The organism is Roseovarius dicentrarchi, assembly GCF_003316635.1.
GTDB lineage: Bacteria > Pseudomonadota > Alphaproteobacteria > Rhodobacterales > Rhodobacteraceae > Roseovarius > Roseovarius dicentrarchi.
The window spans coordinates 1-23,897 of record NZ_QNQP01000019.1 but is presented as its reverse complement, the minus strand read 5'-3'; the positions used below and the strand labels follow the sequence as shown (position 1 = coordinate 23,897).

Here is a 23,897-nt window from a genome sequence, read left to right as displayed (position 1 = left end):
CTTCTGTGCGACGTTCTTTTGCTTCGTTACGGCCTGAAACGGACCCTTTCGGGTGCGCCCGCAGCCGTTTAATTTACGTTTCTACCGGTTTCGTCGTCTTGCGCAAGTGCCGCCTGTTTTTCAGGCAGGTCGATCTCGTAAAATGTGTAGGACAGGGTGATGACCTTGGTATATTTCGCATCGCGGTCTGTCACGATGGCCGGATCGACGTAAAACGTCACCGGCATATCCACACGCTCGCCCGGTTGCAGCACCTGTTCGGTGAAGCAAAAGCACTCGATCTTTTCGAAAAAACCGCCCGCCTCGTAGGGTGTCACGTTATAGGACGCCTGCCCGGCCACCGGGCGATCCGTCGGGTTGTACGCCTCGTAAAATGCGAGCCCAGTCTCGCCGATGCGCAACTCCATTTCGCGGACCTCAGGCTTGAATTCCCAGGGCATGTCGCGCGACAGGCTGCCGTCAAAGCGGACCTTGATGGTCTGGTCCAGAACCACATCCGATTCGGCAGCGGCCACGCCGGTCACACCGCCAAAGCCGGTGACGCGGCAAAACCAGTCGTAGAACGGCACAGACGCCCAGGCCAGCGCGCCCATCGTCAGCACAACTCCGACCAGTTTAAGCGCGGTGCGCTGCGTGCGATCAGTCTTGGCCATAGCTTGCCCCCTTTCCAACGTCCGGAACCGTGAATTCATCCTGACTGACCTTGGCCACCGTCAGGCCGAAAATCAGCGCCACGAAAGCGGCCAGAACCAGCCCAAGGCCAAGGTTGCGGCTAAAGCGGCGGGTATGAATTTCGTGCTGTTTGGGAAAAGACATTACAGCACCCAGCCTGCGGCCGGCACGATGGCCATGGCGCGCAATGTGGCGTCGATCAGGATCGCGACGAAAAGGCCGAACAGGTAGTAGAGCGAATGCTTGAACACCTTCTTTTCGGTGGCATACCCATCAGCCTGTGCTGCCGCCTCGTCCCGGCGCCAGATGGCCCATGCGCCGCGCAGGAACAGCGCGTTCAGCAGCACGGCGGCAATCATATACGCCGGCCCGCCGATTGACGTGAAGGCCAGCGCAAAGGACACCGGCACCAGAATGATCGTGTAGGCCAGGATATGGTTTCGCGTGACGCGGCGGCCATGGGTCGAGGTCAGCATCGGCACGCCGGCCTCGTCGTAATCGGACTTCATGAACAGGGCCAATGCCCAGAAATGCGGCGGTGTCCATGCGAACACCAGCGTAAACATCAACACCGATTCAATCGAGATGCCGCCGGTCGCCGCCGCCCAGCCGATCATCGGAGGGAATGCGCCGGCAGCGCCGCCAATCACGATATTCTGCGGCGTCCAGCGTTTGAGCCACATGGAGTAGATGACGACGTAGAAAAAGATTGTGAATGCCAGCAGCCCGGCAGCGACGAAATTTGTCGCCAGACCCAGCATGATGACCGAAATCGCCGACAGCGCGATGCCAAATCCGAACGCCTCGCCTTCGGTGATGCGCCCTGCGGGAATGGGACGGCTGCGGGTCCGCTTCATGATGCGGTCGATATCGGCATCCCACCACATGTTCAGCGCGCCAGAGGCGCCGCCACCGATGGCGATGAACAGGATCGCAACAAAGCCGACAAAGGGATGCACAGGCACCGGAGCCGCCAGAAGGCCAACCAGCGCGGTGAACACTACCAGCGACATCACCCGCGGTTTCAGCAAGGCAAAGAAATCGCCGAATCCCGCCTCTTGCGGCTGGGCATCGCAGGTCTGCACATTGCTGGCGTTCAGGCTTGCATCGCTCATGTTTCACTCCGCTTCCGGGCACCTGCCCTTGTCCGCTGTCAGCGTCTTATTGCACCCATACCGCCCGGCAACTGCCGGGCGATTGTGTAGTTCCCGCGCCCGGTGCCGATGCAGACGAGCGCGTCTTTGGATCAACGTTTACTGCGCAGCGGCCACTTTGTAGCTTTGCGGTGCCTCCAGCCCGGCATATTGCGCCTTGGCATCCAGCAGCCACGCATCATACGCATCCTGGCTGACGACCTTGACGGTGATCGGCATATAGGCGTGATCCTTGCCGCACAGTTCGCTGCACTGGCCGAAATAGATGCCCTCACGCTCGGCCTTGAACCACAGCTGCGCAAGGCGGCCGGGCACCGCGTCCTGCTTGACGCCGAAGGCGGGGATGGTCCAGCTGTGGATCACGTCGGCGCCGGTCACCTGCATGACGACAGTCTTGCCGACAGGGACGACAACGGCAGTGTCGGTGGCCAGCAGGAAATCCTCCCGGCCGTACCCTGCCTCTTCCAGTTCGGCGACGACTTCGTCGTTCAGAACCTTGCCTTCGCCGATCATGAAGGATTCAAAGCCGAATTCCTCGTCGACATACTCATAGCCCCAGTACCACTGATAGCCGGTGACCTTGATGTTGATGTCGCCCTCCGGGATCTCCTGCTGCTTGAACAGCACCGGCAGCGAGAACGCCCCGATAAAGACCAGGATCACGATCGGCACGATGGTCCACGCCACTTCGATCGGCGAGTTGTGGGTGAATTTTGCCGGCGTCGGGTTTGCCCTGCGGTTGAAACGCACGATTGCGTAGGCCAGCAGCGAAACGACGAACAGCGTGATGATTGTGATCAGCACCAGCACCATACCATCCAGCCAGAACAGATCGCTGGCCAGTTCGGTCGCGGCAGGCTGGAAGCCCATGCCGCCTTGCGTCGGCCTGCCAACAACCTCAAGGTTGTCCTGAGCCATCGCAGGCAGGGCGGTTAGCGCGGCCATCGCCGCCGTCAGTTTGAATTTGTTTCGCATAAAGCACCCTGATCGGTTGAAGCGGATATAGTGTGGTCGCGGTGTCTGCCGCCCCTTGGGCAGCCGCCCGGTGGACAGCCCCCGTTGTATCTGGAGCCTTTAAAACCATATTCTGAAGCTACAGACAAGAAAGACGGTTGTGACAATCTGACCTTTGCCCTGATTTAGATCAAAAATATCGGCGTCACAGTGTCGCCTTGCCAAAATAATCTCCGGCGCGCCCTTCGCCACGCCCCGAATCCCACTTGCAGGAGCCATCATGCCCGACGCCCCCTTTCGCCCGTTTGAGGATAATCTGGACAAGGATGCCGCGCTTGCGCAACTGCGCCGCGCCACCGGCGGCGCCGATGACGGGGAGCTGTTTCTGGAACGGACCCGCAGCGAAGCGCTGGTTTTCGATGACGGGCGCGTCAAGACCGCCAGCTATGACGCGGGCGAGGGGTTTGGCCTGCGCGCCGTGCGCGGGGAGGCGGTGGGGTATGCCCATTCCTCCGATATCAGCGAGGCCGCGCTGACGCGCGCCGTCAGCACCGCGCGGCTGGCCGTTGGCGACGGCGGCGGCACGATGACCCCGCCCCCGCAGGCCACCAACCGGCGGCTCTATACAGATGACGATCCGATCAATGGCGCGTCATTCCCGGTCAAGATCGAAACGCTGCGCCAGATAGATGCCTTTGCCCGTGATCTGGATCCGCGCGTGGTGCAGGTGTCTGCCGTCATCTCCGCCTCACTTCAGGAGGTCGAGATCTTGCGCCCCGACGGGCTCCACCTGCGCGACGTGCGCCCGATGACCCGCGTCAACGTGTCGGTGATCGTCGAGAATGGCGGGCGTCGCGAATCCGGCACCGCCGGCGGCGGCGGGCGTGTGGGCCTTGATGGGCTGATCGACCCGGCAGACTGGCAGGCCAAGGCGCGCGAGGCGCTGCGCATCGCGGTCGTGAACCTTGATGCCGTGCCTGCCCCGGCGGGCGTGATGGACGTCGTGCTTGGCCCCGGCTGGCCCGGAATCCTGCTGCACGAGGCGATTGGCCACGGTCTGGAAGGGGATTTCAACCGCAAGGGCGCGTCGGCCTTTGCCGGCCTGATGGGCCAGCGCATCGCGGCAAAGGGGGTGACAGTGCTGGACGATGGCAAGATGCCCGATCGCCGCGGCTCGATCACCATTGATGACGAAGGAACGCCGTCGCAGCGCAATGTATTGATCGACGACGGCATTCTGGTGGGCCTCATGCAGGACCGCCAGAACGCACGCCTCATGGGCACGCAGGCCACCGGCAACGGCCGCCGCGAAAGCCACGCCCACGTGCCGATGCCGCGCATGACCAATACTTATATGCTGGGCGGCGATACCGCGCCGGGCGATATCGTGGCGGACCTCAAGGATGGCATCTATGCCGTCGGTTTTGGCGGTGGTCAGGTCGATATTACCAACGGCAAGTTCGTCTTCTCCTGCACCGAAGCGTACCGCGTTCAAAACGGCATGATCGGCGCACCCGTCAAGGGCGCCACCCTGATCGGGGACGGCGCGACCGCGTTGCAGCACATCCGCGCGCTGGGCAATGACATGGCGCTGGACCCCGGCATGGGCAATTGCGGCAAGGCCGGACAGTGGGTGCCGGTGGGCGTGGGCCAGCCGACCGTGATGATCGGCGGGCTGACCGTGGGCGGATCCGGCGCCGCGTGAGCAGGCAAGTGGGTTGGCCGGTGCTCCAGACGAGCCAGCGCAGCCTTCAGGTGCTGCGCTGGTCTGACTGGCTGGCTGCCGTTGGTGCCGTGATGATTGTATTGCCGCTGATGGGTCAGCTGCTGATGCTGACGGTCCCGGCTGACGTTGAAATACGCGGCAATTCTGCGCTGGAGGTGCTGCTGATCCTCAGCATGTTCCCGGCGTTTGCGTGGCTTCCGATCGTTTTCGCGGTTCCAATATATGCAATTTTACTCTCATTTGGCTGGGGCGGATGAGCGGTTGCAATCGCCCTTGGCGCGGCTTTTGGTCTGGGATTCAGCAGCTTGCTGGATATACCTGACAGAGCTTTCCTGATCAGTGGCGCCATCGCAGGTGGTCTGTTCTGGCTGGCGCTGCGCCTGATGCGGCCCAACGCGTTCCTGCGCTAAGGCTACTTTCTGAAGCTGGTTTACCGGCTGTTAACCACCCGTGCGCTACACCTGATTCTGCAAGCAGATGGAGCCACGATGTCCGAGGAAACACATCCTTCCACTCACCCCCCACTCCCACCCACCACGGAAGATGACCGGGTATCGTGGCTTCGTCTCTTGCGATCACGGCGCGTCGGCGTCGCGACCTTCTACCGCTTGCTTGCCGAACATGGCACGGCCCAGGCCGCCCTGATCGCCCTGCCCGAAGTGGCCAAGGCCGCCGGTATTGACGATTACACCCCCTGCCCCGAAGGCGTGGTTCTGGCCGAGATGCGCGCCGCGCGGATGGCGCGGGCGCAGATGATCTGCGTCACCGACCCGCTTTATCCCAGCGCCCTGCGCGACATTCCTGACCCGCCGCCCATCCTGTGGGTCATGGGCGATATCAGCGCATTGGCGCGTCCCACCATCGCCATGGTCGGCGCGCGAAATGCATCCTCGCTGGGTACGCGCATGGCGCGCGCATTGGCGACCGAGCTGTCGAACGCCGGATATGTCATCGCCTCCGGGCTGGCGCGCGGCATTGATACAGCCGTTCACGCCGCCACGGTCGAGGGCGGCACGATTGCCGTGATGGCGGGCGGTGTCGATGTTCTGTATCCAGCCGAGAACGCGAAACTGGCGGGCGAGATCCTGCGCTGCGGGGTGCGCCTGTCGGAAATGCCAATGGGCACGCAGCCGCAGGCGCGCCACTTTCCGCGCCGCAACCGCATCATCAGCGGCCTCGCCGGCGCCGTCGTCGTGGTCGAAGCTGCTGCCAAATCCGGCTCGCTCATCACGGCGCGCAACGCGCTGGATCAGGGGCGCGAGGTGCTGGCGGTGCCGGGCCATCCCTTCGATGCGCGCGCCGCAGGGTGCAACATGCTGATCCGCGACGGCGCCCGCCTGATCCGCAACGCCGAGGATGTGATCGAAGCCCTGCCAGCCGCGCAAACGATGCAGCCCGACCTGCCCCTGCCCGAGCCGATTCCCGCAGGCCCGCCCGAACATCGCGGCCTGCGCGAGACAGCCGCGCTGCATACCCGCATCCTCAGCCGCCTCGGCCCGTCGCCCCTGGCCGAAGATCAGCTGATCCGCGACCTGAACGCACCCGCGCGCAGCGTTGCCCCCGCCATGATCGATCTGGAGCTGGACGGCCGCATCCACCGGCAGGCCGGCGGGCTATTGTCACTGGCAAAGTGACGCAGATCCCCGGCGCATTGACAAACCCTCTTGCGCCCCCACATGGTGCCCCGCCATAAGAGCCGCCCCGAGTGGAGAGGAATTTCATGCCCGTCGTCGTCGTCGAATCCCCGGCCAAGGCCAAGACAATCAACAAATATCTCGGCCCCGGTTACACGGTGCTGGCATCCTACGGACACGTGCGCGATCTGCCGCCCAAGGATGGCTCGGTCGATCCCGACAACGGGTTTGACATGAAATGGGAGATCGGCACCGACAGCCGCAAACATGTCAAGGCGATCGCCGATGCACTGGCCGAGGATAACGCGCTGATCCTCGCAACCGACCCCGACCGCGAGGGCGAGGCGATCAGCTGGCACCTCGAAGAGGCGCTGCGCAAGCGCAAGGCGATCAAGAAGGACACACCGGTCAGCCGCGTCGTCTTCAACGCCATCACCAAGGCCGCCGTGACCGAGGCGATGGCAAACCCCCGGCAGGTCGACGCGCCGCTGGTCGAGGCATATCTGGCCCGCCGCGCGCTGGACTATCTGGTGGGCTTCAACCTCAGCCCGGTTTTGTGGCGCAAGTTGCCCGGCGCCAAATCCGCCGGGCGCGTGCAATCGGTCTGCCTGCGCCTGATCGTCGAGCGCGAGATGGAGATCGAGGCGTTCGATGCGCGCGAATACTGGTCCGTCAAGGCCCTGCTCGCCACGCCGGACGGCCACGAATACGAGGCGCGCTTGACCACACTCTCCGGCAAGAAGCTGGAGAAATTCGATCTGGCGGACGCCGCGCAGGCCGAAGCCGCGGTGCTGGCCGTGTCCGGCAGCACGCTCAGCGTATCCTCGGTCGAGGCAAAACCGGCCAGCCGGAACCCATCCGCCCCGTTCATGACCTCCACCTTGCAGCAAGAAGCCAGCCGCAAATTCGGCATGGGCGCACGCCAGACCATGAGCGCCGCACAGCGTTTGTACGAGGCCGGCCACATCACCTATATGCGAACCGACGGCATCGACATGGCGCCCGAAGCGGTGACAGCCGCCCGCGAGGCGATTGCCGACCGATACGGCAAGGAATACGTGCCATCATCGCCGCGCATCTATAAAAACAAGGCCAAGAATGCGCAGGAAGCGCATGAATGTATCCGCCCGACCGAAATGACGCGCGACGCCGCCGCGCTGAAGATTACCGACCGAGATCAGGCGCGGCTGTATGATCTGATCTGGAAACGCACGCTTGCCTGCCAGATGGAAGGCGCCCGGCTGGAGCGTACAACCGTCGAAATCAGCAGCAAGGACGGCCAGATCGGGCTGCGCGCGACCGGGCAGGTTGTGCTGTTCGACGGCTTCCTGCGCATCTACGAGGAAGGCCGCGACGATGTCGATGAGAGCGGCGAAGATGGCCGCCTACCCAAGATCACCCAAGGCGATGCCGCGCCCTTTGGCCAGTCCGGGTTCAAGGCGCAGTTCGCCAAAGCGGATAAATCCGACAGCCTCGTTGAAGACAGCGCCCAAGGGATAGCCCGCCACGAGGCTGCCGTTTTGTCCGAAAACGCAGCGGTGCTGGGCCTGCAATCACATACCCAGCCGCCACCGCGCTATACCGAAGCGACTCTGGTCAAGCGCATGGAAGAGCTGGGCATCGGGCGCCCCTCGACCTATGCCAGCATCGTCACCACGATCCAGGATCGCGAATATGTCCGCAAGGACGGCAACCGCCTCATCCCCGAAGATAAGGGGCGCATTGTCACCATTTTCTTGCTGAATTTCTTCGAGCAATATGTAGGCTATGAATTCACTGCCAACCTTGAGCAGGAGCTGGACCATGTCAGCGCCGGCGAAGCAGACTGGAAAGACATTCTGACACGGTTCTGGCGCGACTTTTCCGCCGCCATCGCAGAAACATCGGAATTGCGCATTTCCGAAGTGCTGGACGTTCTGGACGATGCGCTGGCACCCACGCTCTACCCACCGCGCGAGGATGGGACCGATCCGCGCGTCTGCCCCTTGTGCGGCGAGGGCAAGCTGCATCTGAAAACGTCGAAATCGGGCGGATTCGTCGGCTGCGGGCGGTATCCCGAATGCCGCTATACCCGCCCCATCGGGGCAGATGCGGCCGAGGCCGGCGACCGTGTGCTGGGCGAGGACAATGGCGATGAAATTTCCCTGCGCTCGGGCCGGTTTGGCCCATATGTCCAACGCGGCGAGGCGACAGAAGAAAACAAGAAGCCGCCCCGCGCCTCCCTTCCCAAGGGGTGGACACCCGATGCGATGGATCTGGAAAAGGCCCTGACCCTGCTCAGCCTGCCCCGCGAAGTCGGTGCGCATCCCGATGACGGAGAGCCGATCGAGGCCGGAATTGGCCGATACGGACCGTTTGTCAAACATGGGAAACTGTACGCCAACCTGAAAGAAGTGGACGAGGTGTTCACCATCGGCATGAATCGTGCCGTCGAGGTCTTGGCCCAGAAACTGGCCAGCCGCGGCGCAGGCCGGGCCGCCGCTGCACCACTCAAGGAACTTGGCGAACACCCCACCAGCGGCGGCGCCATAAATGTGATGGAGGGGCGCTATGGACCCTATGTCAAGTGGGAGAAGGTAAATGCCACCTTGCCCAAAGGCACCGAGCCGGCGGACGTGACGATGGATATGGCCGTCGAGCTGATTGCCGAAAAGGCCGCTAAATCAGGCAAAGGGACCAAAAAGAAGGCTCCGGCGAAGAAGGCTGCCGCCAAAAAGCCCGCAGCAAAGAAGGCAACAGCCGCCAAGACGACAGACAAAAAACCTGCCGCCAAGAAGACCGCAGCGAAAAAGCCGGCAGCAAAGAAGGCCGCACCGAAAAAAACTGCGTCGGAATGATCAATCGGCAGCGCCGCCGGGGCCGGAACGCGCAGTGCGCCCCGGTCCCGGCGGCGTTGCAACACGGCAATGTTATTGGAACCTATCTCGCCCAATCCGCATTTTATCTGTAAGGGTGTAACGCTGCACCCGCCTGAACGAGAGGATTCGCGCCATGACAGATATCAAGTTTAACCGCCGCGCCGCTTTGGTCGGGGGCGCAGCCGCATTCGTAACACTGGCCACGCCGGGCATCTTGCGCGCGCAAACTGCGGGCGCGCGGCGCAACGCCTCCAGCTTTGTCACGCAAAACTGGCAGGATCACTTTGATTCGCTCGGCTCCGGGGCGATTGTCTGTGACACGTCGTCACGCGCGTTGCATTACTGGAATTCGGATGCGACCGATTACCGGGTGTATCCGACATCCGTGCCAATGACAGACGATTTGACACGCAGGGGCTATACCAAGATCGTACGCAAGAAGGTTGGACCAGATTGGACGCCTACGTCCAACATGAAGGCGGCGAATCCTGACCTTCCTGACTACATGCCGCCCGGCCCGGATAACCCGCTGGGCACGCACGCGATGTATCTGACATGGCCCGCCTACCTGATTCACGGCACGCATGACACGCGCAAGATTGGCCGCAAGTCATCCTCTGGCTGCATCGGTCTGTATAACGCCAAGATCGAAGAATTGTTCGCTGTGACACCTGTCGGCACGCAAGTGCGCATTATTTAGAACCGGTTACGATACCCGAGGGTGACGCCGCGACCCCGGCAAACTCCAGCGGCGGCATTGACTTTTGCCGCCGCCCTGCCCCACAACCATGGCAACCATGCCATATTAGGGGTTTTTCAATGAAGAAGGTATATCCTGACGCGACCGCTGCGTTGGACGGGGTGTTGTTCGACGGCATGACCATCGCCGCAGGCGGTTTTGGTCTGTGCGGCATTCCTGAATTGCTGCTGCAAGCGATCAAGGAGGCTGGAACCAAGGATCTGACATTCGCCAGCAACAACGCTGGCGTAGATGATTTCGGTATCGGCATCCTGCTGCAAACACGCCAAGTCAAGAAGATGCTCAGCTCATATGTGGGTGAGAACGCGGAATTTATGCGTCAGTATCTGGCGGGTGAGCTTGAGATTGAGTTCAACCCACAGGGAACACTGGCCGAGCGCATGCGCGCTGGCGGTGCTGGCATCCCCGGTTTCTACACGAAAACCGGCGTTGGCACGCAAGTGGCCGAGGGCAAGGAACACAAGGATTTCGACGGCGAAACCTACATCCTCGAGCGCGGCATTGTCGCAGACCTCGCGATCGTGAAAGCGTGGAAAGCGGACGACACCGGCAACCTGATCTTCCGGAAAACCGCCCGCAACTTCAATCCACCCGCTGCCATGTGCGGCAAGATTTGCGTGGCCGAGGTCGAGGAAATCGTCCCGCGCGGGTCGCTTGACCCTGACCACATTCACCTGCCCGGCATTTATGTACACCGCCTGATACAGGGCGATCATGAAAAACGCATTGAACAGCGCACCACGCGCAAGAGGGAGGATATCTGATGCCCTGGGACCGCAATCAAATGGCCGAACGCGCCGCGCAGGAGCTGGAGGATGGCATGTATGTCAACCTTGGCATTGGCATCCCGACCCTGGTGGCCAACTATGTCGGTGACAAGGAAATCACCCTTCAGTCGGAAAATGGCATGCTGGGCATGGGTGCCTTTCCCTACGAGGGCGAGGAAGACCCCGACCTGATCAACGCGGGCAAGCAAACGATTACCGAGCTGAACCGCACAGCGTATTTCGACAGCGCCACCAGTTTTGGCATGATCCGTGGGGGCAAAATCGCCGCAGCGATCCTTGGCGCGATGGAAGTTGCCGAAAATGGGGACCTTGCCAACTGGATGATTCCCGGCAAGCTGGTCAAAGGCATGGGCGGCGCGATGGATCTGGTCGCCGGCGTCGGCCGCGTCATCGTGGTGATGGACCACACCAGCAAGCACGGCGACAGCAAGCTGTTGAAAGAGTGCACACTGCCGCTGACTGGCACCGGCGTTGTGGACCGGATCATTACCAATCTGGGTGCTCTGGACGTGGTCGAAGGCGGGCTGAAGATTGTCGAGATAGCCGACGGCGTGACCGAAGACGAGTTGCGCGCCGCGACCGAGGCCACCATAGTCTGATCCGCATAGCGGTTTGGAAAACTGAACGCGAAAGGCGGCGCCGTATCTGGCGCCGCTGTCTCACGGCCGAAGCCTAAAGAAGCCCCTGGAACTTCCGGTCTGGCCTCCGATTGCGCAAGATCAGGTGCCCATCTGCGCCTGCCACGTGCAGCATCGGTGGTCAGAAACATGGAGTTTGGCCGCTGGGGGCGCGATCCTGAGTATTAAACACGTTGACCTGAAACCACCGTCATTACTGAGGTTTGGGGCCGAGATACATCTGATAGCAAACTCATGTTTTTGATTTGGTAGAGCTGCGAGACGCGCCACTGCCAGAGAGCCGCTATTTGGGGCGACGGGTCAGATCATCAAAGCAAAAGCCTGGCTAACCGAAGTTGAATCGGGGCCTGCGAACGTTCACTTTGATACAATCTGTGTTGCGACCAAGTGACTGCAAGCGACGCGGCTACAGTCCGCCCTCTCGAACCCCTTTGCTATAGCTCTGAATGCCTTGATCTTTGCGAAGCAATTCTCCACCAGACGCCGCTATTCACAGTATAGCGCGTCACAGTTGGGCTGAATTATGCGGTTGTGCGCTGACCCTTGGCGCTCAAACAGTCGGTGCCGCCCGACCCGGATGACGGACAGGTTGCCATCAGCGTCTCCGGCTTGGCTTCCGGCAGTTCGGGGTTTGTCGAATAGGACATCAAGGTGACCCGGTCATTATCCTCCGCCGGTGGCAAATACCGGCCGGGTCGTGCGTTCAGCAGGCTCACATCGCACTGGCCCGGATTTCGCCCGCACCTGCCGTCAGCCCACAGTCAAAAACAAGGGACTGGCCCCTATCAGTTTAGAGCGTATGGACCATCAAGGACGACCTGGGGCTGCAAAGCCGTGGATTCAATCTGTGCGTCCGATGACGTCAAGCGGCTGATAGACCGGGCCGTGTTCGGTGTTTTGATACCACGCAGTAATGTGGAAGATTTCGGCCAGACGCGCGGGCGTCAGCACATCCTCGGGCGCGCCATCGGCAATGATGCGGCCCTGTCCCAGCATGATGAGCCGGGTGCAATGCCGCGCCGCCAGCCCCAGATCGTGCAGCGACACCAGCACCGATTTGCCATGCGCAGCCATCTGGGCGAAAATTTTCATCGTCCCGATCTGGTGGGCCGGGTCCAGCCCTGCAATCGGCTCGTCCGCCATCAGCAGCGGGGTGCCTTGGGCCAGGGCGCGCGCGATCAGCACGCGGGCCTGCTCCCCGCCTGACAGGCGCGTGGCGGTGCGGTGGCGCATCTGCTCCAGTTCCATCCATGCAATCGCCTCATCCACGCGCGCGTGATCTTCGGCGCTGGGGCGGCTGTAGGGGCCCAGATGCGGCAGACGGCCCAGCATCACCAGCGTTTCCACGCTGACCGGCCATGCAATCTCGCGCGATTGGGGCATCCAGGCGGCAGCCTTGGCCCGTGCGTGTGGCGTCAGATCGGCAAGCGTGCTGTCACCGCCATGCGCGATCATGCCCAGCGCGGCACGCATCAGCGTTGTCTTGCCCGCACCATTCGGTCCGATCAGGCCAACAACCTCGCCGGTGCCGATCTGAAAAGACACATCGCGAAAAATCTCACGATTGCGCTGGGTGACCGACAGGCCGGAGACGGACAGAAGCGTCATAGCGCACCCTTGCGCAGTTTGTAGATCAGGTGCAGGAAAAGCGGCGCGCCGACCAGCGCGGTCAGCACCCCCAGCTTCAGATCGCGCGCGGGCAGCACCATGCGCACGGCGATGTCGGCCGCCAGCAGCATTACCGCCCCGCCCAGCGCGGACGCCCACAGCAGGCGGCCCGGATGCGCGCCCACAAACGGGCGCAGGATATGCGGCACCACCAGCCCGACGAAGCCGATGGCCCCCGCCACCGCCGTCCCTGCGCCGACAACGCAGGCGGTGCCCAGAACGATCACCAGTCGCAGACGCGGCAGGCTGACACCCATCGCCGCTGCTGCATCCTCGCCCAATGTCAGCGCCGCAAGGCTGCGCCCGGTCGACGCCAGCAGCAACCAGCCCAGCGCGATGAACGGCAGCGCGATCCACACATGCGTCATGGAGCGGTCAGCCAGCGATCCCATCATCCAGAACACGATTTCATTGGCGGCAAAGGGGTTTGGCGACAGATTCAGCACCAGAGACGTCATCGCGCCGGCCAGCGCCGATACGGCGATCCCCGCCAATATCAGGCTCAGCGACGCGCCCCCGCGCCCGGCCAGCGACATGACCAGACCAACGCCAAGCAGCGCGCCGGTCAGTGCCGCAACCGGCAGCGCCAGAACGAACGCGGTCGCCAGCCCCGTCTGGATCGACAAAACCGCCCCCAGCGCGGCCGAGCCGGAGACGCCGATCAGCCCCGGTTCTGCCAGCGGGTTGCGCAGATATCCCTGCATCGCGGCCCCGGCAAGGCCCAGACTGGCGCCGATCATCGCCGCCAGAATGGCGCGCGGCAACCGGATTTCGCGCATGACCATCGGCAGCGGACCATCACCGCCCAAGACCAGCGCGCGCAGGCTTTCGCCCGCACCCAACCCCGCCGGCCCGATCAGCAGCGAGCCGGTGAAGAGGGCAAGGACCGCAACAATCAGAACCAAACTCAGCCGTGTCATCGCGCCTCTCCGGCGTTTGTTTGGCCCGCGGTGCAAGCCGTGGCCGCGGCGGTCAGCGCCGCCGCAGTCAGATCCAACATGCGCCCCAATTTATGTGGGCGCGGCATCTCAGAACGTGCTCGTCAGACCAACGTAAAAGGTGCGGCCCTCGGTGCCGTAGCCCTCCAGCTCTTCGTAGGATTCGTCCAGAAGGTTGCGCACCCCGCCGATGATCCTGACCCGGTCGTTCAGATCATGCGTAATGTTCATGTTGACCAATGTGTAATCGCTCAATTTTACGCGGTCAAAATCATCATCGGCATTGCCACTGATGAAGCTGGCAGTCTTGAAGTCCAGATCATAAAGCCCCGCGATATGCGTTGCGTCCAGATTGAAGCGCGTGCGATCGTCCGGGAATGCGTAATTGACCCCCAGCGAAAACTGATGTTCGGGACGGCGCACTTCGATAGCGTTGCGGATGCCGCCAGCGGCCACTGGAACCGGCTCGGTTGCGTCCAGCCATGTATAGCCGATGGTCATTCCCAAGCGGTCCGTGATGTCGGTACGGCCGGCAATTTCGATCCCGCGACGGTCACTTTTGCCGATATTGTTGATCGGACGGCTGGCGCCGAGAGCAGGGACAAACTCCGATCCGATTTCATCTTCGAGTGTTTCGTCGAAATATGTCAGGTCAATGATCGCGCGGCCGTCCAGAAACTGCTGTTCGATGCCGATATCCCAGCCTTCGCTTTGCTCTGGCTTCAGGTTTGGGTTGCCGACGAAATCGGTGAAAAAACCGAATTGTTCGATCAATGTAGGGTTCTGCACGCCCGTGCCATATGACGCGTGCAGGCGCGTGGTCTGGTTTGGCAGGGTATAGGATGCGCCGACGGCGTAGGTTGTGAAATCCTCGAACTTGTCGTTGAAATCATGGCGCACGCTGGCCTGCACGTTGAAGTCGGGCGTGATGCTGCCCTGATATTCCATAACGATGCCGGTCTGCTCGCGCGTCCGCTTGACCAACTGGCCGGGTCCAAAAACGATTGCCGGGTCATTTTCCTTGTAGGTCAGGCGCTCCCACTCGGCGGCAAATGTCAGCAGATGATCGGCGGCGGCAACGGTGGCCGCATCCAGCGCGACAGTCCCGCGATAGGCAATCTTGGCATTGGTGCCCGTGCTGTCCTGATCCTTGACGCCCGCGCCATTGCGCCCTTTGCGATCAATCTCGCCAAAGCTGAGGTCGATCCGGTTCTCCAGCCGGCCGTCCATCAGCGCAATCTCGGCAAAGACCGAGCCGAACAACTCCTGAGATTCGTTTTCGGCCAGCGGCGTATCCGTCACCAGTCCTGCCGTCGTCGGCGCGCCGAAGTTGAAGGTGTCAGCGTCGGTGATGCGGTCCGTATAGCGCAGCGCACCGCCAACCGTGACGGCATCGGTCAGGTAATAGCGCCCGTTGAGGTTATAGGTGGTGTTCAGGTGACCGTCCTTTTCGCCGCCGGGCGTCTGGGACACGTCAAACCCGTCGGTTTCCTGACGCGCCACCGAGAAGCTGAGATCGCCGCGCGCTGCCTTGGCCCGCAGCGCCATAAGCGCGGTCGAGGTATTATTGCTGCCGATTTCGACAGCAACCTCGCCCGTCAGTCCCGGTTCATCCGCGCGCTTGCTGGTGATCGAGACGACGCCGCCGATCGCGTTAGAGCCATAGATTGACGACTGGGCGCCGCGCAGCACCTCGATTCGCTCAATATCCTGTGCCAGAAGCCCGGCAAAATCATATGTGCCGTCCCCGGAATAGGCGACTTCGACACCGTCAATCAGAACCAGTGTGTGGTTGCTTTCGTGGCCGCGCAAGCGCACGCTGGTCACGGCGCCTGACGACCCGGCACGCGACACCGAAACGCCCGGAATGGTGCGCAGGATGTCGGTGACATAGCGCGCATTTTGCGCCTCAATGTCCTGCCGGGTGATAACACTGGCCGCGCGGCCATATTTTGATGCCTCAACCGGGGTGAACCCGCCCGACAGCACGATCGTACCCAGATCATAGGTCTGCTGCGCTGCGGCCGCGCTTGCGATCAGCGATGTGGTGGCGGCAAGCAGTGCAAAGGTATTGCGTTTCATCAAGATCGTCCTCCGATTGCCCGGCCGGGCAAAAACCGTTGATGTCGTTGGAGGACTGGCCCCCGCAGACGGTGCAAAACACCACCGCTACGGAAGATTCCGTTGTATGGACGCGCCCCGCGCCCCTACAGGGTGATCGCCTTGGCAGGTCTCCTGACTTGCGGGTCAACGCTTGGCCGGGCCTTCCCGCCGCGATCCTTTGCGGCAGTGACATAAATCCGGCTTTGCTCGCCACTTACAGTTGCGGGGGCAGTTGCGGAGTTGGCCTGTATGAACAGACCGCACCGCATTCCCTTTTCACCGGGCAGCAAAATCGCCCGGACCAAAGCAGTGCTTTAATAGCCCGGACCGCCGCAGTTGGAAATCGGAATCTGGCTGATTTGCAGTTTGTTGCAAAAATGCGTCCCGGCCCAGGACCGGGTAGGCCACACCCCAAGGCGAACCGCGCCGCCCTGCGATGGCTTGCAAATCGGCGCCGGATCTGGCTGTTTCGCAGGCAAAGATACCTAAAAATGGCCGGAGGCATGCAGATGCATCGCCTCCGGCAAGGAGCACTTGAAATGACACAGGCAATTACGACAGCAAGCGGGTGCAGACATGACAGCATCTGAAAACGTATCCATCACGCAGACAGGCCAGGTCGGCCGGATCACCCTGAACCGGCCCAAGGCGCTGAACGCGCTGACGCTGGGCATGGTCCAGACGATTTGCGCCGCGCTTGAGGACTGGAAAACCGACGACAGCGCATCGCTTGTCATCTTTGACGCCGCCGAGGGGCGGGCATTTTGTGCCGGCGGCGACATTGGCGAAATGTACCGCACCGGGCGCGAGGGCAACTACGCCTATGGGCACGAGTTCTGGCGGACCGAGTATCAGCTGAATCACCTGATCGCCACCTACCCCAAGCCGACCGTCTCGATTGTGGATGGCATCGTCATGGGCGGCGGCGTCGGTATCGCGGCCCACTGCACCGACCGGATCATGACCGAAAACGCCCTTTTCGCCATGCCTGAATGCAGCATCGGCCTGGTGCCTGATATCGGCGCGTCGGTCCTGCTGGCCCGCACGCCGGGACGCTGCGGTGAATATCTGGCCCTGACCGGCACCAGACTGTCCGGCTCTGACTGCCTTTATGCGGGGCTGTGCGATCACTACGTCAAATCCAGCACGCTGGCGCAGCTGGAAAGCCAGATCATCAGTGAAGGGCGCGTGCCCGACTTGGCCGGCTTTTCCCAAACGCCGGAATTTACCATGGACAAGCATCAGGCACAGATCGACGAGGCGTTCGGGCTGGAAACAATTCCGCAGATTTGCGCCCATCTTGAGCGCGGCACCTCGGACTGGGCGCAGGAAACCGCGAAGAAGATGAAGGCCGGCGCGCCCATGTCACTGCTGATGACGCTGTCACTGGTGCGGGCGGCGCGCAGCCACAGATCCCTGATGACGGCGCTGCGCGACGAATTCCGCTTTGTTTCCCGTGCGGCCGAAATGGGCGAATTTCTGGAGGGAACGCGCGCCGCGATCATCGACAAGGATCGCAGCCCCGCCTGGCAATACCCCACCGTCGACTCCGTGCCGGAGGAATTGATGCAGGAAATGCGCAGCCCCGCACCGGGCGGCGACCTTGAGATCTACGAACGCCCGGTCTGAGCGTTGGCCGCCGCGGCAGACGGCGTATTACATATTCCTTCGCGGCGGCACTGCGCTTTTCACGCGCGTTTTAACGCCCTTTTAACGCGCGCGTGAAATCAATGCAGGAAGCTGGGGGACATGACGTGCAGATGATCACATATACCACTCTATCAAAGCTGTTCCCCAGTAGCTTTACGGCAAAGGTGTTCTTTATCGCGTTCATCGGCACGCATCTTCCGCTGATCCTGACGGTTTACTTTCTTTTGATAAAACGCGGCGGTTTTGCCGTTAACAGTGACGTGTTCATCGTCATGCTGATCGCCACGCTTGTGGGAACAGCCGCGACCCTGCTGGGCCTCAGGGCGATACTTCAACCATTGTACCAAGTGCATGACGCGATGGAGGCGTTCGAAAAACGGCGGGAGCGGTTGGATCTGAATAGCGGATTCAGCGACGAAATCGGCGAGATCATGACAATGACGAACCGCCTGATCGCGGATATCGACGTAGACTTGCGGCGCAGATCCGATGCCGCAAACACCGACCCGCTGACCGGCGTCCTGAACCGCCGGGGATTTGACTGTGCCATTACCCAAGGGGGTGCAGGCGGTATTATCTATGCGGATCTGGATCACTTCAAATCCGTGAATGACACGCATGGGCACGACGCCGGCGATCTGGTTTTGCGGGAGGCAGCCACCATATTCTCCCGCGCGCTTCGCAGCGGGGATATCGTCGCACGGTTTGGCGGCGAAGAGTTTGTCGCCTTTCTGCCGGGCGCAGACATTCGCGACACCAGACAAATCGTAGACCGGGCCAGGGCAGAAATAGAGCAAAACGTTCATATCGACGGGCGGCCGGTCACGGCGTCTTTTGGCATTGCCATTCTGGAGCCGGGCGGAACCGTTGACGATGCCATCAAGCTGGCGGATAAGGCAGTGTATTTCGCGAAATCTGCCGGGCGCAACCGCGTTGCGTGTTCGGCTGATATGGCTGTTCCGGACAAAGCGAGCGCATGAACTGGTCCTGCGGGTATGCATCCGGTTGGCGGCATTACCCTGCTCCATATTGCAGCCAAATTCATAATCATCCTGAACATTATGAATTCGCTTAATGCACGCGAAAAGGCTAGATATGCAGTCCGGTCACATTGTCAGGAACACTCATGTCAGCCTCATCTGCCACTACCGCCGATACTCTTGCCGCCTTGGCGCGCCAGCGCATCCTGATCCTTGACGGCGCAATGGGAACGCAAATCCAGAGCCTCAAGCTGGGCGAAGAGGATTATTCCGGCCGCGGATCCGGGCATGTCTGCCGGCATCATTCGGATCACCCGCAGAAGGGCAATAACGATCTGCTGATCCTGACCCAGCCAGAGGCGCTGGAGGAGATCCACTTCAGCTTTGCCACCGCCGGCGCTGACATTGTGGAAACCAACACATTTTCCGCCACCACCATCGCGCAGGCCGATTACGGGCTTGAGGCGGCTGTGCATGACCTGAACGAACAGGGCGCGCGAATTGTGCGCCGCGCGCTGGACCGTGCGACAGCAATCGACGGCAAGCAGCGCTTCGTCGCTGGCGCTGTCGGACCTACGAACCGGACCGCCTCGCTCTCCCCCGATGTCAGCGATCCGGGCTACCGCGCGGTGACGTTTGACGACCTGCGCATTGCCTACGGCCAGCAGATCCGCGGTCTGATTGCGGGCGGCGCGGATATAATCATGATCGAGACGATCTTTGACACGCTGAATGCCAAGGCCGCAATATTCGCCTGTTTCGAGGCGTTCGAGGAACATGGCAGCCGCCTGCCGATCATGATTTCCGGCACCATCACCGATGCATCCGGGCGCACATTGTCCGGCCAGACGCCGACCGCCTTCTGGCATTCGATCAAACATGCACGCCCCTTTACCGTTGGCCTGAACTGCGCGCTGGGCGCGGCGGCGATGCGCCCGCATATGGCCGAGATCGCCGCCGTGGCCGATACATTCACCTGCGCCTACCCCAACGCCGGCCTGCCCAACGCGTTCGGCCAATATGATGAAGGCCCCGAGCAGACAGCGCAGCAACTGGCCGGTTTCGCAGAAGAGGGGCTGCTGAACGTGGTCGGTGGCTGCTGCGGCACCACCCCCGACCATATCAGCGCCATCGCCGAGGCCGTCGCCCCCTTTGCCCCCCGCCAGATCCGACAGGAGCAAGCAGCATGAGCACATATCTTCGCCTCTCGGGGCTTGAGCCCTTTGTCCTGACCCCTGACATCCCGTTCGTGAACGTGGGCGAGCGGACCAACGTCACCGGGTCGGCCAAATTCCGCAAGCTGATCACCAACCGCGATTACACCGCCGCGCTGGCAGTGGCGCTGGATCAGGTAGAAAACGGCGCGCAGATCATCGACGTCAACATGGACGAAGGGTTGATCGACTCGCAGGCGGCAATGGTCACTTTCCTGAACCTTGTCGCGTCCGAGCCTGACATCGCCCGCGTGCCGGTGATGATCGACAGCTCCAAATGGGAGGTGATCGAGGCGGGATTGAAATGCGTTCAGGGCAAATCCATCGTCAACTCCATCAGCATGAAAGAAGGCGAGGAGGCGTTTCGTCACCACGCGCGCCTGTGCCTGGCCTACGGCGCCGCCGTGGTGGTCATGGCGTTCGATGAACAGGGGCAGGCCGATACCTGCGCGCGCAAGACCGAAATCTGCGCCCGCGCTTACCGCATTCTGGTGGACGAGGTCGGATTTCCGCCCGAAGACATCATTTTCGATCCCAACGTCTTTGCCATCGCGACAGGCATTGAGGAGCACAACAACTACGGCGTCGATTTCATCGAGGCGACCCGCTGGATCCGGGCCAATCTGCCGCACGCCCATGTGTCGGGCGGGGTGTCGAACCTCAGCTTCAGTTTCCGCGGCAACGAACCTGTGCGCGAGGCGATGCATGCCGTGTTCCTTTACCACGCCATTCAGGCGGGCATGGATATGGGCATCGTCAACGCGGGCCAGCTGGCTGTCTATGACCAGATTGAACCGGAACTGCGCGAGCGCTGCGAAGATGCGGTGCTGAACCGCCGCGATGATGCCACTGACCGGCTGCTGGAGATTGCCGACCGTTTCCGCGGCGGCACGCGCGAAGAAAAGGTGCGCGATCTGGCGTGGCGCGAATGGTCGATTGAAAAACGGCTGGAGCATGCGCTGGTCAACGGCATCACCGAATTCATCGACGCCGACACCGAAGAGGCGCGGCAGGCCGCCGAGCGCCCGCTGCACGTGATCGAAGGCCCGCTGATGGCGGGCATGAACGTCGTCGGCGATCTCTTTGGCTCTGGCAAGATGTTCCTGCCGCAGGTGGTGAAATCGGCCCGCGTGATGAAACAGGCCGTTGCGATTCTGCTGCCCTATATGGAAGAGGAAAAGCGTCTGAATGGCGGCGAGGGCCGCGAATCCGCGGGCAAGGTGCTGATGGCCACGGTCAAGGGCGATGTACATGACATCGGCAAGAACATCGTCGGCGTCGTGCTGGCCTGCAACAATTACGAGATCATCGATCTGGGTGTCATGGTGCCGCCGCAAAAGATCCTTGAGGTCGCCCGCGCCGAGAATGTCGACATTATCGGCCTGTCCGGTCTGATCACGCCGTCGCTGGATGAAATGGCGCATATGGCCTCCGAGATGGAGCGCGAAGGGTTTGATATTCCCCTGCTAATCGGCGGCGCAACCACGTCAAAAATCCACACGGCGGTGAAAATCGCGCCGCGCTACACCAAAAACCAGGCGGTTTACGTTCTGGATGCCAGCCGCGCGGTGGGCGTTGTCAGCCAGCTTTTGAACCCCGAAACGCGCGTTGCATATCTGGACGGCATTCGCGAGGAATACGTGACCGTCACCGAGCGGCATGAGCGGTCAGAGCGCGCCAAGGAGCGTGTGCCGCTGTCCGTCGCGCGCAGCAATGCGTTTGAAATCGACTGGACGGATTACAGCATACCGGCGCCGCAATTCACTGGCGCCAAGGTGATTGACGACTGGGATCTGGCCGAAATCGCCGAATATATCGACTGGACGCCGTTCTTCCGCACATGGGAGCTGAAGGGCGTCTATCCCAAGATCCTTGACGATGAACGTCAGGGCGAAGCAGCGCGCGCCCTCTTTGCCGATGCGCAGGACATGCTGAAACGGATCATCGACGAAAAATGGTTCGGCCCGCGTGCAGTGGTCGGGTTCTGGCCCGCCAATGCCAAAGGCGACGACATTCAGCTGTTTGCCGATGATGCGCGCAGCCAAACATTGGATACGCTGCACACTCTGCGCCAGCAGCACGCCAAACGCCCCGGACGGCCCAATCTGGCCCTGTCCGATTTCGTCGCGCCCGTCGGCACAAACGATTGGGTTGGCGGCTTTGTCGTCACCTCCGGCCCCGAAGAGGCCGCGCGCGCCAAGGCGTTCGATGCAGCGAATGACAACTATTCGTCCATTCTGGTCAAGGCGCTGGCCGACCGCTTTGCCGAGGCGATGGCCGAAATGTTGCACCAGCGCGTCCGCCGCGAGCTGTGGCCCTACGCCGCCGATGAGACATTTGCGCCCGATGAGCTGGCGGGCGAGCCTTATCGCGGCATCCGCCCGGCGCCCGGTTACCCCGCGCAGCCTGATCACACCGAAAAGCTGACGCTATTCCGGCTGCTGGATGCACAGGCCGCCACCGGCGTCGAGCTGACAGAAAGCATGGCGATGTGGCCCGGATCTTCGGTATCGGGGCTGTATATTGCGCATCCCGACTCGTATTATTTCGGTGTGGCCAAGGTCGAACGCGATCAGGTGCAGGACTATGCCATTCGCAAAGGCATGGATTTTGACGAGGCGGAGCGCTGGCTCGCACCGATCCTTAACTACATCCCCGGCCCACAGTCCGCCATCGCGGCTGAATAACCAACGCATCCAAACGGCGGCATCGTGTGATAGACGATGCCGACCTAATCAGCGTGGCAACGCTCAGTGTGTGGGACCACCTTATAAGGAAAATCCAGAATTGTGACCGGACATCACGAACTGATGGCCCGGTTATGGTGTAATTGTAGCCAATTCCGCTGGTGAGATAGCCAGGTCGTTACCCAGTGGGGCCATACCCTCTGACCTGCACCCCTGAAATGTCCGGTGTTTTGAGTTAGCCTGTTCTCCAAGAAGGAGACAGACGATGAAGAGAAGCCGTTTCAGCGAAGAACAGATAATCGGGATACTGAAGGAGCATCAGGCAGGGCTTGGTGCGAAGGAGCTGTGCCGCAAGCATGGCGTGAGCGATGCGACGTTCTATAAGTGGCGGTCCAAATATGGCGGCATGGAAGTGTCGGAGGCCAAGAGGCTGAAGGCGCTTGAGGTTGAGAATGCCAAACTGAAGAAGCTGCTGGCTGAGCAAATGATGGATGTGTCGACGCTCAAGGAGATGTTGGGAAAAAACTTTTGAGGCCCGGTTCACGCAGAAAGGCAGTGACCTGGGCCATGACAGAGAGGCAATACAATCAAAAGCGGGCCTGCGCCCTGGCTGGGATCGACCCGCGTGTTTATCGGCGGATGTCGAAGCGCTCAGCGGACATTGATCTGCGAGACCGATTGAAGGAGCTGTCATCTGAACGACGTCGTTTTGGATACCGGCGGCTGCACATCTTGCTCAAACGTGAAGGCTGGGCGGTGAACTGGAAGAAGCTGTACCGCATCTACCGCGAAGAAGGATTAACAGTCCGTAAACGTGGCGGTCGCAAGCGCGCAGTTGGCACCAGGACGCCAATGGCGGTCCCACAGGGGCCAAACCAGCGGTGGTCGCTCGACTTTGTGTCCGACAGCCTGTCCTGCGGTCGCCGGTTCCGCATTCTGAACGTGATCGACGACTTCAGCCGCGAATGTTTGGCTGCCGTGGTCGACACATCGCTCTCAGGCGACCGTGTGGGTCGTGAACTGGACCGCATTGCTGAAATGCGCGGCTACTGAACCGCCCCTTGTTTGCCGGAGACCCAGAAGTAAGGATGCTGGGTTATGGAAAAGAACAAATGTGGAAACAGATATTCACCGGAGGTGCGCGAGCGTGCCGTGCGGATGGTGTTCGAACATCAGGGTGAATTTGACAGCCAGTCTGCTGCGATCAAATCGATTGCGCCTAAGATCGGCTGTGGGCCTGATACGCTTCGTGCGTGGGTTCGGCGTGCTGAGACGGACAGCGGTCGACGTGACGGTGTGACGACCGCCGAACGGGACAGGATCAAGGCGTTGGAGCGCGAGAACCGCCAGCTTCGACAAGCCAATGAAATCCTCAGGAAAGCATCGGCGTATTTTGCACAGGCGGAGCTCGACCGCCCATTTCGGAAATGATCCGGTTTATCAAAGAGCACCGGGAGGTATGTGGGGTCGAGC

At 61.4% G+C, this 23,897-nt stretch carries 18 protein-coding genes, 2 pseudogenes, 1 riboswitch and 1 other annotated feature; of the genes and pseudogenes, 13 read left to right on the top strand and 7 right to left on the bottom strand.

Features of this window, described 5'->3' with window-relative positions; translation table 11 throughout:
• Positions 1–68: 68 nt before the first annotated feature.
• The 4 genes from DQ230_RS12990 to coxB all read right to left on the bottom strand — a co-directional run bounded on the left by DQ230_RS12990 (position 69) and on the right by coxB (position 2,801).
• A complete protein-coding gene (locus DQ230_RS12990; protein WP_113913044.1) occupies positions 69–653 on the bottom strand; it encodes a cytochrome c oxidase assembly protein in 585 nt (194 codons plus the stop codon).
• Complete coding sequence (locus DQ230_RS17265) at positions 640–816, bottom strand: hypothetical protein (protein WP_203228075.1); 177 nt, start codon at positions 814–816, stop codon at positions 640–642. Before DQ230_RS17265 ends, DQ230_RS12990 begins: the two co-directional genes overlap by 14 nt.
• The gene (gene cyoE / locus DQ230_RS12985; protein WP_113913043.1) at positions 816–1,787 is read right to left on the bottom strand and encodes a heme o synthase; all 972 of its coding nucleotides are present in this window, start codon (positions 1,785–1,787) and stop codon (positions 816–818) included. Before cyoE ends, DQ230_RS17265 begins: the two co-directional genes overlap by 1 nt.
• A 138-nt stretch (positions 1,788–1,925) precedes the next feature.
• Positions 1,926–2,801: a cytochrome c oxidase subunit II gene (gene coxB, locus DQ230_RS12980; RefSeq protein WP_113913042.1), complete on the bottom strand. Its 876-nt coding sequence runs from the start codon at positions 2,799–2,801 to the stop codon at positions 1,926–1,928.
• A 259-nt stretch (positions 2,802–3,060) separates the two neighbouring features.
• Here coxB and tldD point away from each other — a divergent pair, with 259 nt between their 5' ends.
• The 7 genes from tldD (at position 3,061) to DQ230_RS12945 (ending at position 11,145) form a co-directional block, all read left to right on the top strand.
• Complete coding sequence (tldD, locus tag DQ230_RS12975; protein ID WP_113913041.1) at positions 3,061–4,485, top strand: metalloprotease TldD; 1,425 nt, start codon at positions 3,061–3,063, stop codon at positions 4,483–4,485.
• 20 nt (positions 4,486–4,505) lie between these two features.
• The gene (locus DQ230_RS12970) at positions 4,506–4,763 is read left to right on the top strand and encodes a hypothetical protein (protein ID WP_113913040.1); all 258 of its coding nucleotides are present in this window, start codon (positions 4,506–4,508) and stop codon (positions 4,761–4,763) included.
• Between the two features lie 231 nt (positions 4,764–4,994).
• Positions 4,995–6,140 carry a DNA-processing protein DprA gene (gene dprA, locus DQ230_RS12965; protein ID WP_113913039.1) on the top strand — a complete coding sequence of 382 codons (1,146 nt, stop codon included), beginning with the start codon at positions 4,995–4,997 and terminating at the stop codon, positions 6,138–6,140.
• Between the two features lie 86 nt (positions 6,141–6,226).
• Positions 6,227–8,977, top strand: a complete 2,751-nt coding sequence (gene topA / locus DQ230_RS12960; RefSeq protein WP_113913038.1) for a type I DNA topoisomerase — start codon at positions 6,227–6,229, stop codon at positions 8,975–8,977.
• 154 nt (positions 8,978–9,131) lie between these two features.
• The gene (locus tag DQ230_RS12955; RefSeq protein WP_113913037.1) at positions 9,132–9,698 is read left to right on the top strand and encodes a L,D-transpeptidase; all 567 of its coding nucleotides are present in this window, start codon (positions 9,132–9,134) and stop codon (positions 9,696–9,698) included.
• A 119-nt stretch (positions 9,699–9,817) separates the two neighbouring features.
• On the top strand, positions 9,818–10,522 hold the full coding sequence (locus DQ230_RS12950; protein ID WP_113913036.1) for a CoA transferase subunit A: 705 nt from the start codon (positions 9,818–9,820) through the stop codon (positions 10,520–10,522).
• On the top strand, positions 10,522–11,145 hold the full coding sequence (locus tag DQ230_RS12945) for a 3-oxoacid CoA-transferase subunit B (protein ID WP_113913035.1): 624 nt from the start codon (positions 10,522–10,524) through the stop codon (positions 11,143–11,145). Before DQ230_RS12950 ends, DQ230_RS12945 begins: the two co-directional genes overlap by 1 nt.
• 879 nt (positions 11,146–12,024) lie before the next feature.
• On the opposite strand, the gene DQ230_RS12940 is transcribed toward DQ230_RS12945, so the two are convergent.
• The 3 genes from DQ230_RS12940 to DQ230_RS12930 form a co-directional block, all read right to left on the bottom strand.
• Positions 12,025–12,792, bottom strand: coding sequence for an ABC transporter ATP-binding protein (locus DQ230_RS12940; protein WP_113913034.1), 768 nt, complete (start codon positions 12,790–12,792; stop codon positions 12,025–12,027).
• Positions 12,789–13,772, bottom strand: a complete 984-nt coding sequence (locus DQ230_RS12935) for a FecCD family ABC transporter permease (protein WP_113913033.1) — start codon at positions 13,770–13,772, stop codon at positions 12,789–12,791. The genes DQ230_RS12940 and DQ230_RS12935 overlap by 4 nt, the downstream gene beginning before the upstream one ends.
• A gap of 108 nt (positions 13,773–13,880) precedes the next feature.
• The gene (locus DQ230_RS12930) at positions 13,881–15,872 is read right to left on the bottom strand and encodes a TonB-dependent receptor plug domain-containing protein (RefSeq protein ID WP_113913032.1); all 1,992 of its coding nucleotides are present in this window, start codon (positions 15,870–15,872) and stop codon (positions 13,881–13,883) included.
• A 126-nt stretch (positions 15,873–15,998) separates the two neighbouring features.
• Positions 15,999–16,214, bottom strand: a riboswitch (cobalamin riboswitch).
• Between the two features lie 255 nt (positions 16,215–16,469).
• Here DQ230_RS12930 and DQ230_RS12925 point away from each other — a divergent pair.
• From DQ230_RS12925 to DQ230_RS12900, 6 genes and pseudogenes are all read left to right on the top strand, one after another.
• Positions 16,470–17,522 carry an enoyl-CoA hydratase/isomerase family protein gene (locus tag DQ230_RS12925; protein ID WP_113913031.1) on the top strand — a complete coding sequence of 351 codons (1,053 nt, stop codon included), beginning with the start codon at positions 16,470–16,472 and terminating at the stop codon, positions 17,520–17,522.
• A 131-nt stretch (positions 17,523–17,653) separates the two neighbouring features.
• Entirely contained in the window at positions 17,654–18,523 is an 870-nt protein-coding gene (locus tag DQ230_RS12920) for a GGDEF domain-containing protein (RefSeq protein WP_203228074.1), read from the top strand.
• Between the two features lie 146 nt (positions 18,524–18,669).
• Positions 18,670–19,713: a homocysteine S-methyltransferase family protein gene (locus tag DQ230_RS12915; RefSeq protein ID WP_113913029.1), complete on the top strand. Its 1,044-nt coding sequence runs from the start codon at positions 18,670–18,672 to the stop codon at positions 19,711–19,713.
• Positions 19,710–22,424, top strand: coding sequence for a methionine synthase (gene metH, locus DQ230_RS12910; RefSeq protein ID WP_113913028.1), 2,715 nt, complete (start codon positions 19,710–19,712; stop codon positions 22,422–22,424). The genes DQ230_RS12915 and metH overlap by 4 nt, the downstream gene beginning before the upstream one ends.
• 265 nt (positions 22,425–22,689) lie before the next feature.
• A pseudogene (locus DQ230_RS12905) lies at positions 22,690–23,474 on the top strand (IS3 family transposase); the annotation flags it as partial.
• Between the two features lie 48 nt (positions 23,475–23,522).
• Positions 23,523–23,897, top strand: a pseudogene (locus DQ230_RS12900) (transposase); the annotation flags it as partial.
• Positions 23,810–23,897 (top strand) — a sequence feature (AL1L pseudoknot). This feature is flagged as partial in the annotation. (Overlaps the previous pseudogene by 88 nt.)